Origin of the sequence: Anaerosporobacter mobilis DSM 15930 (genome assembly GCF_900142955.1) — a bacterium.
In the GTDB taxonomy this organism is placed as follows: Bacteria; Bacillota; Clostridia; order Lachnospirales; family Lachnospiraceae; genus Anaerosporobacter; species Anaerosporobacter mobilis.
In genome coordinates this window covers 31,000-43,714 of sequence record NZ_FRCP01000025.1, presented here as the reverse complement: position 1 = coordinate 43,714, position 12,715 = coordinate 31,000, and the positions used below count along the sequence as shown (strand labels likewise).

Genomic DNA, 12,715 nt, shown 5'->3' with positions numbered 1-12,715 from the left:
TGCAAAATATGAGAAGATATATAATTCTGCAACAGCCTATTATTTTATCTTTAATCCCATAAATATTTCTGCTACATATATTAATAGAAAAGGATTTTTTATGGAAATATATATAGTTAAATCTGGAGATACGGTAGATTCGGTTGCTTTAGAGAATGAAGTTTCGGTAGAGTCGGTGTTATATAATAATCAAATTGAATACCCGTATGCACTTGCGGTTGGTCAGGCTTTATTATTAACAAAAGGCACTCCTTCAAATGAACGAAAAACGGTATCGGTGAATGGATATGCCTACCCCTTTATTAATTCCGATGTTTTGAATCAAACGTTACCTTATCTAAGTGCTCTTTCTGTCTTTTCTTATGGGTTTAGTGCAGAAGGGGATTTGATCTACCCACCATTAGATGACACTTTCATGATTGAGGCCGCCATTCAGTTTCAAGCAGCTCCGATTCTTACTTTAACGCCATTTGGTCCGGATGGCCAATTTAGTAATTATTTAATAAATCGTGTTATTAATAACTGGGAGGCTGCGGAGAATTTAATTCAACAAATTACGGAAACCGTTCAAGCGAAAGGATTTCAAGGAGTAGATGTTGATTTTGAATATATTCTGCCGGAAGACAGAGTGACTTTTGCGGAATTTGTCGGACGTCTGCGAGAAGCAATCAATGCGATAGGGTATCCAGTATCCGTTGCACTAGCGCCTAAAACCTCAGATACACAGGAAGGTCTATTATACGCAGGAAAGGATTATGCTCTACTTGGAGAAGCTGCAGATAGCGTATTATTAATGACGTATGAATGGGGGTATACCTATGGGCCACCTATGGCGGTCGCACCAATCAACAAAGTACGTGAAGTTGTTGAATACGCTATTACACGTATTCCAGAGTATAAGATTGATTTGGGAATCCCAAACTATGGATATGACTGGACCCTACCATTTGTAAAAGGAGAATCCAAAGCAAGAACGATTGGTAATATCGAAGCCATTGAAATTGCTGTTGATAATAATGCTGAGATACAGTTTGATCCGGTTGCTATGTCTCCTTACTTTCGTTATACAAGAGACGGATTAGAGCATGAAGTGTGGTTTGAAGATGTTCGTAGTATGGAAGCAAAGTTTAATCTGGTAAAAGAATTTGATTTACGGGGTATGGGATATTGGCAAGTTATGAAATTATTCCGTGCCAATTGGTTATTGTTAGCAGATACTTTCTGGATTGAGAAGCAAAGTGAATAAAGAGAGGTATGATCTGATTAGGCGGGTGTTACGTAGAACACCCGCCTAATGTACTGTCTGTTAATGAATATTTTAGGTTGTTTATAAGCTAAATTAATAAAGTGGAGAATAGTATATTGAAATTTATTAAGGGAAAGGAGGTATACAAAATATAATAAATGCTGTACTGTATTAATATATAAATATAAAAGGAGGGAATACATGCAACAACAAAGAAAATATTGTTATTACATCTGTACAAGCGATAGGAATGTTTGTGGGATTATACAATGACTGAAAGAGAGAAGAAAAATAGAATTCTAAAGGAAGTAATAAAGCCACTTATTAAGTCAGCTGGTTATAAATGTGGTGGTACGACGTTCTATAGGGAATGTCAGGAATGTTACGTTATTATAAACCTACAATCATCACAGTTTAATAATGAGGAGATGGGATTCGATTTTTGGTTTAATATAGGAGTACTGGATAAGAAAGAAGTTGTTGATATCAATGATGTGAAGAAAAGCGATGGAGGTAATTCTCCAACAAGGGAAGAGACATTCTTACCAGATAGCGGATTATTGCATCCTTATAGATCGAATGGATATTCAATAGGTGGGATTAAAAATGGACAACCCATTGTAACAGATTATGATGATGCGGCTGCAAGGATAGGCAGTGATATTAGCCAGTACATATTACCACGTCTTGATTTCGTTCAAAACTTAGAAGATTGGGATAAACTATTGGAGGAATTAATCGAACTTAATAATAATAAAAGAAATCATCTTTTAACTTTCTTTTATGGTGCCACTATGCTGGCATGCTCTTTTACTAATAAGAAGTTTTTAGAAGAATTCATTGATAATGGTCGAATTAATAAGCAAGATATTTTAGAAAATATGGACTTGCTACAAGACGTTTTGAAGTATACTGGTAATAATGAAGAAGAAGTAAAGGAATTTATAATGCATGTTTTACAATGAAATATGTTACATTGGTTAGTGAAGGAAAATATTACGATATGTAATTTTTATATAAAAATATTAGAAGTAGCTATTGGAGGAAATCATATGCAGGAACCTATATTAGGGTTATCGACTAAAGAAGTAATGGAACACAGAAAAACAGAAGATGAGGGGAATTTGAGGTCATCTATTACAAAAACAAATACGCAGATTGTTAAGGAAAATATATTTACATTATTCAATCTGTTAAATTTCATAATCGCAGCATTGCTTTTGGGTGTAGGAGCCTATTCTAATCTGTTATTTATTGCAATTATCATACTAAACATAAGCATAGGGATTGCACAGGAACTGAAAGCAAAAAAAATGGTGGATAACCTGTCCATTCTGAATCGCCCTCATGTCACAGTACTAAGGGATGGAAAAGAACTTCTTGTTGAGACAGAAGAAATCGTAAAAGATGATGTAATGGTACTGGATAGTGGCAAACAAATTTGTAATGATGCGGTTGTTTTGCGGGGATCATTGGAAGTGAATGAATCACTCTTAACTGGTGAGAGCGATGCTGTGATCAAAGAGGAGGGAGATGAGCTCTATTCGGGGAGTTTTGTAATCTCCGGCAGATGTTATGCAAAAGTTATACATGTGGGTAGTGAGAATTACGCTACTAAATTAGCGGACGATGTAAAGAAGGAAAAACAGGTTCATTCAGAACTTTTAGGTGCAATGAAGAAGGTGACGCGTTTCACAAGTTTCTTAATTGTTCCCCTAGGAATTTTACTTTTTATAGAGGCGATGTTACTGCGACATATGACATTTGCTGATTCTATTATAACTTCCTCAGCGGCACTTTTGGGTATGTTGCCGAAAGGTCTAGTATTGTTAATTTCGGTATCTCTGGCAACGGGAGTAATACGGTTAGCGAAGATGAAAATCCTGGTACAAAATATCTACTCGCTAGAGACTTTGGCTCATGTGGACGTTCTATGTCTGGATAAAACAGGAACTATAACGGATGGTAAAATGAAAGTAAAGACAGTGATTCCTATGACAAAACTTCCGAAGGAAGAAACAGATAAACTGATTCAGTCTTACCTCGCGGCATGTAATGATAACAATGCAACATTTCAAGCTTTGGAAGAAGAGTTCTCAGCGAAAGCCATATATTCGCCTGTAGATAGAATATCCTTCTCTTCACACAGGAAGTGGGGAGCTATCAGTTTCAGTGACATGGGTACCGTCTTTGTGGGGGCTCCAGAGCGTATGATGAAGCAGCTACCAAGAGATGTGGAAGAGCAGATGGAAGCAGGTTATCGTGTGGTGGTGATTGGATATTGTAAGAGAATGTGGAACAATGAAAATGAATTGCCCGAGGATATTCACCCTATGTATATCGCAATTCTGACAGATACCATTCGAAAAAATACTCGCCAGACACTGGAGTATTTCCGTAATGAGGGTGTTGATGTAAAAGTTATTTCAGGGGATCATTTGAAAACAGTTTCTATAATTGCGAAAAAGGCAGGACTAGAACGGTGGAACGATGCGATAGATTTAAGCACAGTAGGAGAAGATGTGAATTATGACAAGATTTGCAAGGAATATGCTGTGTTTGCAAGGGTTACACCAAAACAAAAACAACAATTGGTACAAGCATTGAAACGACAGGGGCATCATGTAGCAATGACAGGAGACGGCGTTAATGATCTACTAGCTCTTAGAGAGGCAGATTGTTCTATAGCTGTAGCAGAGGGAAGTGATGCAAGCCGTCAGATTTCCCAAATTGTGTTATTAAATTCTGATTTTACGCATCTTCCTCAAGTAGTGTTAGAGGGAAGAAAGGTAGTAAACAATGTGACAAGAACCGCAGGAGTATTCTTTATTAAAACCATATACTCTATCCTTGTGTCTTTATTCTGTATCCTGTTAAATATTCCATTTCCTTTCATACCGATACAGATTACTTTAATTGATGCTTTTATTGAAGCAGCGCCTTCCTTCCTTACAATCTTTGAATCAAATACGAGAAGAATACATGGTGGTTTTTTAAAGAAAGTATTGGGAAATGCAGCTCCGTTCGCATTAAGTATTACAATAATGATTGTAATTGTAAGTTTGACCACTCCATTTGATGCAAATCAAAATCAGACAATTATGTATTTACTTTTAATGATGACGTCCATGGTGGCTGTAGTAAAGAGCTGTATTCCATTTACAAAACTCAGAGTATTTACTTGTGCGACTATGATTCTTGGGGCTTTTGGTGCGCTGGCAGTACTTCCATCGCTTTTTGAGGTGTGCACAGTAACGTTTAATATGCTAGGCTATCTAACGATTGCTTTGGCAGGAATGGTTATTCTTACAAGTATTTTTATGAAGTTAAAAAAGATACAGATTATTAGGATAAGGTGAGATGCATAGATTGACATTGTTCGTTGCGGAAAGTGTGGGGAGCTGGTTATCGATTACATCGGTAATTATTAGAATAAGGGCAAAACCTATCAAGGTAGGTTTTGCCCTTATTTACAGTATATATCTAATTATATGTCTTGATATTATTATAGACGTGCAAGTAATTCTGCCTTCTTGCTGTTGAACTCATCTTCGGTTAAAATTCCACTATTTTTTAGTTGAGATAATTTTTCGATTTGTTCTGGTATATCATTCGTAGTGATAATTGAAATATTCATTGTACTAGATATGTTGAGATTTAATTTTGCATTAGTAAACGTATTTCTAATTTTCTCCATGATATCTTTCTTATATGTAATAAGGAGATCGTAACTTTTGGTATTAGTATGTAATTGAATATGACCTCCAGTTATGCCATTACCAGAACAATTAATGGAATTGAGTGTATCTAAAGAAAACTCCTCGGTATTTTCAATATTTAGAGATTTATAGACAAAGAAAAAACGTTGATTGGTTAGAACGGAAATACCCGGTAATTTTTCTTGTTTTCTTATGTTGACAGTAGTGATAATTGCATTAGTTGGAGATATGTATAATATTTTTTCACCTGGTCTTAATTTACTTTCAGCATTTTCAATATTTTTAACATTACCAAATGTTTTCACTTCAAACTCTTTTAGAATTTGCTCTGTTTCCCTTTTCATGAATAGATCCTCCTCTTTAATTTGTATAATTTTCAGTAATAAAATAATTATATATCATACGAAACAAATGGTAAATATAAGTAAAAATAAATTGTGAAAGAATCAATTACTGTAGTGTAGGAATTCCATATGAGAAATTTGCTATGAATAAGGACCAGATAGTTTGTCAAATTTTAATAATAGGACGAATAATTGGTAAATATTGATAGTAGAATAGAGTAGTATAGGATAAGCTGTATAGAGCTAACCTGTACTTGTGTATTGCCAACTTAGCTGCTGTAGAAAGGATAAGGGTTTTGCTCAAAAACTAATGATACACTAACACATCAAGAAAGGACTGCTATATAGCAGAAGGTGAGGAGTATGTACAAGATATTAAGTAACTATCTGAGTGTGAACCAGATTGTTATGATTGGTATAGTTGTTGCTTTTGTTATTACATTTCTAGCGTTAAAGCGCCCGTTACCCTTTCTACCCAGTGACAAGGGGCGAGACTATGCACTGAATGGAAACTTATCAAAAGGGAAAATTCGAGGTGTTGGCTTAACTTTTGTAGTATGCTTTTTAATATGTAGTTTTATATTTCTTCCAGTGGACCGCGAATACGTAATCTATTCCATTCTATTGTTTGGAGTTATGTTAAGTGGGTATCTAGATGATGCCTCCGATACTCCATGGAATGAATATAAGAAGGGGTTAATTGATCTAATTCTATCAGTAATAACGATTCTAACTTTTATGGATTTCAATTCAACAACTATCTATATAGGAACTGCGGAGCTTATAATTCCCAAGGTGTTATATATAATTTTAGGAATTATTCTGTTTTGGGTAGCTATTAATGTTACAAATTGCTCAGATGGAGTAGACGGATTATGCGCAAGTGTTGCAAGCGTAGTACTTATATCATTTAGTATTATTTTCAGCCAGACCCTAGGTAAATATGCCATGGCAAATTTTTTATTTGTAGCAGTTTTATTGGCATATCTTTATTTTAATTCTTCGCCTAGTAGTATGTTAATGGGGGATGCTGGCTCACGGGCATTGGGATTTTTTATTGCAATCATTACGATTAAGACAGGACATCCGTTCATATTTATCTTGTTGGCAGGGGTATTTCTGATTGATGGTGGTTTGGGCTTAGTTAAAGTATTCTTATTACGTTTCTTAAAAGTTGGAATTCTGAAGAATACACTAACGCCAATACATGATCATGTCAGGAAGAAGCATCATTGGTCGGATACACAAGTTGTTGTACGATTCTTGATTATACAGACATTTTTTTCGATTCTTGCATACGTAATACTTATATAGTTGTACTAGTCTGTTGCATTGAATGAAAAGGTAGTGTTAAGGAATTAACTTAATAAACAATTTTGCTGAAAAGAGTGTACAAGTAGAATGGTTTCATGTATACTCTTTTGATATGCTAGGATATGGATTGACTCGAAACAAGTTTCAAATGGGAGAATATACATGGCGGAAAAATTAAGTTTACAGAATATAAAGAATGCAATAGAATCCATGAAATCATTTTTTGATATTGTAAGGTTAGTGGATACAACGAAAACAACGGTTATTTCTTATGACGAAGAGCTAAATATTCTTAAAGAGCAAGAGCGTTGTTATAAATTATGGAATAAAGACGTCAGGTGTGAGAATTGTACGAGTATGTGTGGCACGTTAGAAGGTTGCGCTAAGACGAAGTATGAGTTCATAGAAGGTGATCTATATCATGTATCATCTAAACCTGTTGTGGTTTGCGATGAATCTGGGAATGAATGTAAGATAGTTTTGGAGATTATAAACGGAGTATCAGATGATGTACTTTTTCATAAGTTCGGAATTAACGATCAAATGGACCAAAGTGTAGTTAGTTTAATTGCAGAAATCTATCATAAAGTATATGAAGATCCGCTAACGAAGGTCTATAATAGAAGATATCTAGAGGAATTTATTTATCTCTATAAAAACAACGATGAGGTAGCAAAGCGAATTGGTTTTATCATGGCAGATCTGAGTAAATTTAAAGAAATTAATGATTTGCTTGGACATGACATTGGGGATCGGATATTAATTGATGTTGCAGCTACACTTAAAGAACATATAGAACCAAGTGATTCCGTTATACGTATGGGTGGTGATGAATTCGTTATTGTTTTAGTGAATTACACAAAAGAGATGGTTGTTGCAAAGATGGAATTATTACGTAAAGAGGTAAACAAGATCTGCTATAATGAACCGGAGCAAAGTTATGTGGTTGTGGACATGGGATATTCGTTTACGGAATCGTTCGAGACGACAAAAGAATTCGTTAATCATATGTTGAAAGAAGCCGATGAATCCATGTATTTAATGAAAAAGCGCATATAAGAACGACAGATAACCTCTCTGCGTATATAGGAGAAAAGTCCTTATAAAACACTTTATAGTGTGCCTTTAATTATACCTATATACAATATATTGTGAAAAAAATAAAATTTCATGTAAGAAACAATTGAAATAATCCCTCATAAAGATTATAATGATTATTGCACATTAATTGGAGGAGAGGTACATTATGAAAATCATAAAACGAAATGGTTCAGAAGAAATTTTTGATCTTAATAAAATTATAGCAGCAGTTATTAAAGCTAGTGATGCAACATTGAATTCAATGCTTACTAAGGAGCAAATCAGTGAAATTGCTGACTATGTTGAATATAAATGTTTAAAAATGAATCGAGTAGTATCTGTAGAAGAGATCCAAGATATGGTAGAAAACCAAATCATGTCTACGGGAGCCTTTGATGTGGCGAAATCGTATGTCAGGTACCGATATAAACGTTCTCTTGTACGTAAAGCTAACACAACAGATAATACGATACTATCATTGATTGAATGTAATAACGAAGAGGTAAAACAGGAGAATTCCAATAAGAATCCTACTGTAAATAGTGTTCAACGTGATTACATGGCGGGTGAAGTTAGTAAGGACATAACAAGAAGATTACTCCTTCCAGCTGATATTGTGGAAGCTGATAAAGAGGGTATAATACATTTCCATGATTCCGATTATTATGCACAACATATGCACAACTGTGATTTGATTAATCTTGAAGATATGCTTCAAAACGGCACAGTAATTAGTGAAACATTAATTGAAAAACCACATAGTTTTTCCACTGCTTGTAATATCGCAACACAGATAATTGCACAAGTTGCAAGTAGCCAATATGGTGGACAAAGTATCAGTTTAGCACATCTTGCGCCATTTGTTCAGATTTCTCGTGATAAGATACGTAGGGATTTAATTGAAGAAATAGAACTATTAGGAACAAAAGCATCCGAAGAATTAATCAGTAAGTTGGTAGAGAAGAGATTAAGAAAAGAGATTACAAAGGGTGTTCAAACCATTCAATATCAGGTAGTTACACTGATGACTACCAATGGTCAAGCACCATTTTTAACTGTTTTCATGTATCTGAATGAAGCAAAGAATGAGCAGGAGAAGAAGGATCTCTCCTTAATTATAGAAGAAACATTAAAGCAAAGATATCAAGGTGTTAAGAATGAAGCAGGGGTTTGGGTTACACCAGCATTCCCTAAATTAATTTATGTTCTTGAAGAGGATAATATCAGCGAAGATTCCGAATACTATTACTTAACGGAGTTAGCAGCAAAATGTACGACGAAGAGAATGGTTCCAGATTACATCTCTGAAAAGATGATGAGAGAATTAAAAGAAGGAAACTGTTTCCCTGTTATGGGTTGTAGAAGTGCGCTAAGTCCATGGAAAGACGAGAATGGGAATTACAAGTTCTACGGACGTTTTAACCAAGGTGTTGTTACCATCAACCTTGTAGACGTTGCTTTATCATCGGGTAGAGATATGGACAAGTTCTGGAAGATCTTTGATGAGAGATTAGAGCTTTGTTATAAAGGTTTAATGTGTCGCCACAATCGCTTGAAGGGAACCTTATCCGATGCAGCACCAATTCTATGGCAATATGGTGCACTAGCAAGACTTAAGAAAGGTGAAACAATCGATAGCTTACTATATGGTGGGTATTCGACAATTTCACTTGGTTATGCAGGATTATATGAATGTGTAAAATACATGACAGGAGAATCTCATACCAATCCCGAAATTACACCGTTTGCACTTGAAGTTATGCAATATATGAATGATGCTTGCGATAAGTGGAAAGAAGAGACGAATATCGCTTTCAGTACGTATGGATCACCAATAGAAAGTACAACTTATAAGTTTGCAAAATGTTTACAAAAAAGATTTGGTATAGTCGAAGGTGTTACGGATAAGAGCTATATCACAAATAGTTATCATGTGAATGTATCAGAGCCTATTGATGCATTCTCCAAACTAAAATTTGAATCAAAATTCCAAGCCCTATCTTCAGGTGGTGCCGTAAGTTACGTGGAAGTTCCTAACATGCAAAACAACATTCCAGCGGTTCTTGAGATAATTAAGTTCATCTACAATAACATTATGTATGCGGAGTTGAATACCAAGAGCGATTATTGCCAGGAGTGTGGATTTGACGGTGAAATCAAGATTGTGAGTGAAGAGGGTGGCAAACTTATATGGGAGTGTCCAAATTGCAGTAATCGTGATCAGGATACACTGAATGTAGCTCGTAGAACTTGTGGATATATAGGAACACAATTCTGGAATCAAGGAAGAACGCAAGAGATTAAAGAAAGGGTGCTTCATTTATAGATGAATTATGGTGCAATAAAAAAATACGATATTGCTAATGGGGAGGGCGTCAGAGTTTCTTTGTTTGTATCTGGCTGTACCCATCAGTGTAAAGGTTGTTTTAATTATGAAGCGTGGGATTTCACATATGGTGAACATTTTACAGAGGATACCGCGAACGAGATAGTAGAAGCGCTGGAACCTTCGTTCATCAATGGACTTTCACTCCTTGGAGGAGAACCGTTTGAACGACCAAATCAAGAAGTACTTTTACCACTCTTACACAAGGTGAAAGAGAAATACCCACAGAAGAATATCTGGTGCTATACAGGATATACACTAGAAGATGATTTACTAAGTGAGAGTCGAGCACGATGTGAACATACCGATGAGATGCTTGGTTTAATTGATGTCTTAGTGGACGGAGAATTCAAAGAAGAGTTAAAGGACATTACATTAGCCTTCCGAGGTTCCTCCAATCAAAGAATTATTGATGTGAAAGAGTCTTTGAAACAAGGTAAGACGATTTTATGGAAGTTAAGATAATGATTGTCTCATAATCATAATAATAGAACAAAATATATCGCACGAACGTACCTAAAAGTATGGTGTTCGTGCGATATTTTATGGAAAACAAGAAGATTACGTAAGCTAAGGAAAATTGTTTTCTAAGGAAAAATATAAGAGAATTACAACAGTTAAAGGTACAGGAATATAGAATGAAATACGAATTAAGACTAGAAGGCGTGACAAAAAGATACGAAGGACATACAATAGTAGAAAATATTAGTTTAGCAATTAACAAAGGAACCGTTGTTGGTTTTGTTGGATCGAATTATGAAAAGGTATCCTTGTTTATGCAATTATTAGCGGGAGAAATAACGCCGTGCCAAGGGGAAATATATTATAAAGACGAGAGTCTCAGACTGTATGGGCAAGTTCCTAGACATGTTGGAGTTTATATATCAGATATTGGTTTTTTAACAGAGTATACAGGCTTTAAAAATCTCAAATACATCGCAGGAATCAATGAAATAGCTAGAGAAAAGGAAATATGCGAGGCAATGGCATTCGTAGGAATATCGCCAACGAATAACCGAAAGGTACTACGATATTCAGACCGTATGCGTCAAAAACTCAGTATTGCGCAGGCAATTATGGAAGGGCAGAAGATGTTATTAATTGATGCAGGAGTCTTTACCGCTGCAAACGAAGGAAACCATGCAGACATACGAAAGATTCTAGCAAAGCTTAAAAAGCTTGGCTATACCATTGGAATCGCTAGCGAGAAAGAAGAATATATCGAACGAATCTGCGATGAGATCGTTCTTATCTAATCAAGATATACGGAATTATATAGAGGATAGTTTCGTACAGTTTATCACATCATAATGAAATAATATATAGAAAAATAATTTCCATATATAACGTGTGGGGAGGGAATGGGTAGAATAATTTTCCCAATCATAATATTGGAGGCCTCTATATGAACGAACAAAGAAAGATTCGAATACGACAAAACAATCTTACAATAAGAAGCGCAGAAGTTACAGATGCAGAACAATTAACAACTTGGTGGAACGATGGAACAGTGATGGAACATGCGGGATTTCCTAATGGTTTGAACCAGAGTTTAGAAGAGACGATTGAGCAAATTAAAAGCAATGAACGTAGACTTTCGCAGATATGTATCATCGAAGTTTCTAGTATACCTATGGGTGAGATGAGTTATAGTATTGGAAACCGTTATGCAGAGATTGGGATTAAAATCTGCGATGTGTCTTATCAAAATCAAGGGTTAGGAAAGAAATTTATCGAGCTGTTAATTGACTTTTTATTTACGAATGAAGTGCTTAATTATGCAGTTCCGATCGATAAAATTGTACTAGATACCAATCTAAAGAATGAACGTGCTAGACATGTATATGAAGAAATCGGATTTATGAAGGTACGAGTTAATGAAGACGCCTGGGAAGATCAGTTAGGCCAGATGCAATCGAGTGTTGATTATGAGATGACGAGAGAGAGATATGGTTTATGTCGTAAAGAGTGGTAATAATAAGAAGGTTGTCATACGTAGTTTATTATCAAGTGTTTCTTTTGATAAACTAGTGCGGCAACCTTTTACCATATAATTGATATAGTAGCTAATAATCTATTGGTTGGAAAATGGACATAAGCTAACATTAGAACAATTAGCGCAGATTATGTTTCGTGTAAACAAAGAAGGACCAATAACGGTTCTTTCAGAAAGCAAAATGCCATATTAATACTTCTGTGACATAGTCACAGAAGTATTAATAAAAACAGTATAGAATACAGATATAGACAAAAACAAAAAGAAACAAATATATAAATATAATGGAGGTAATTAGTATGGCTAAAGTTCTAACTATAAATGATTTTAATGATAAAGTAAAAAAGGAAGGGGTTGCTATCGTTGATTTCTTCGCAACTTGGTGTGGACCATGTAAGATGTTAGCACCGATATTCGAGGAACTGGGTAATGAACTAGGTGATCAAGCTGGATTTTACAAAGTAGACATTGATGAAAGTTTAGAATTAGCAAATGAATATGGAATTCAATCCGTTCCAACAATGTTAGTGTTTAAGAACGGTGAAGTTGTTGACAAATTAGTAGGAGTTACACCAAAGGCAGGAATTAAAGCTAAGATCGAACAACAATTATAAGAGATATATATAAGTA

Annotated in this window: 11 protein-coding genes; 10 read left to right on the top strand and 1 reads right to left on the bottom strand. The window is 35.2% G+C overall.

Going from position 1 to position 12,715, the window contains the following annotated elements; all coding sequences use genetic code 11:
• Positions 1-100 precede the first annotated feature (100 nt).
• The 3 genes from BUB90_RS20880 to BUB90_RS20870 all read left to right on the top strand — a co-directional run bounded on the left by BUB90_RS20880 (position 101) and on the right by BUB90_RS20870 (position 4,605).
• Entirely contained in the window at positions 101-1,246 is a 1,146-nt protein-coding gene (locus tag BUB90_RS20880; RefSeq protein WP_073291133.1) for a glycosyl hydrolase family 18 protein, read from the top strand.
• Between the two features lie 269 nt (positions 1,247-1,515).
• On the top strand, positions 1,516-2,211 hold the full coding sequence (locus BUB90_RS20875) for a DUF4304 domain-containing protein (RefSeq protein ID WP_073291131.1): 696 nt from the start codon (positions 1,516-1,518) through the stop codon (positions 2,209-2,211).
• An 87-nt stretch (positions 2,212-2,298) separates the two neighbouring features.
• Positions 2,299-4,605 (top strand): cation-translocating P-type ATPase, encoded by a 2,307-nt coding sequence (locus BUB90_RS20870; protein WP_073291129.1) that lies wholly within the window; start codon positions 2,299-2,301, stop codon positions 4,603-4,605.
• A 146-nt stretch (positions 4,606-4,751) separates the two neighbouring features.
• Here BUB90_RS20870 and BUB90_RS23835 read toward each other — a convergent pair whose 3' ends face one another.
• Complete coding sequence (locus tag BUB90_RS23835; protein WP_073291127.1) at positions 4,752-5,309, bottom strand: SHOCT domain-containing protein; 558 nt, start codon at positions 5,307-5,309, stop codon at positions 4,752-4,754.
• Between the two features lie 363 nt (positions 5,310-5,672).
• Here BUB90_RS23835 and BUB90_RS20860 point away from each other — a divergent pair, with 363 nt between their 5' ends.
• From BUB90_RS20860 to trxA, 7 genes are all read left to right on the top strand, one after another.
• Positions 5,673-6,623 (top strand): MraY family glycosyltransferase, encoded by a 951-nt coding sequence (locus BUB90_RS20860; protein WP_073291125.1) that lies wholly within the window; start codon positions 5,673-5,675, stop codon positions 6,621-6,623.
• A gap of 162 nt (positions 6,624-6,785) precedes the next feature.
• Positions 6,786-7,682, top strand: coding sequence for a GGDEF domain-containing protein (locus tag BUB90_RS20855; protein ID WP_073291123.1), 897 nt, complete (start codon positions 6,786-6,788; stop codon positions 7,680-7,682).
• 187 nt (positions 7,683-7,869) lie between these two features.
• A complete protein-coding gene (gene nrdD / locus BUB90_RS20850; protein ID WP_073291121.1) occupies positions 7,870-10,029 on the top strand; it encodes an anaerobic ribonucleoside-triphosphate reductase in 2,160 nt (719 codons plus the stop codon).
• Positions 10,030-10,554, top strand: coding sequence for an anaerobic ribonucleoside-triphosphate reductase activating protein (gene nrdG / locus BUB90_RS20845; protein ID WP_073291120.1), 525 nt, complete (start codon positions 10,030-10,032; stop codon positions 10,552-10,554). It abuts the gene before it with no gap.
• Between the two features lie 173 nt (positions 10,555-10,727).
• Entirely contained in the window at positions 10,728-11,345 is a 618-nt protein-coding gene (locus tag BUB90_RS20840) for an ATP-binding cassette domain-containing protein (protein ID WP_073291117.1), read from the top strand.
• Positions 11,346-11,494: 149 nt separating this feature from the next.
• Positions 11,495-12,064: a GNAT family N-acetyltransferase gene (locus BUB90_RS20835; RefSeq protein ID WP_084139413.1), complete on the top strand. Its 570-nt coding sequence runs from the start codon at positions 11,495-11,497 to the stop codon at positions 12,062-12,064.
• A gap of 320 nt (positions 12,065-12,384) precedes the next feature.
• Positions 12,385-12,699: a thioredoxin gene (gene trxA / locus BUB90_RS20830; protein WP_073291114.1), complete on the top strand. Its 315-nt coding sequence runs from the start codon at positions 12,385-12,387 to the stop codon at positions 12,697-12,699.
• Positions 12,700-12,715 lie beyond the last annotated feature (16 nt).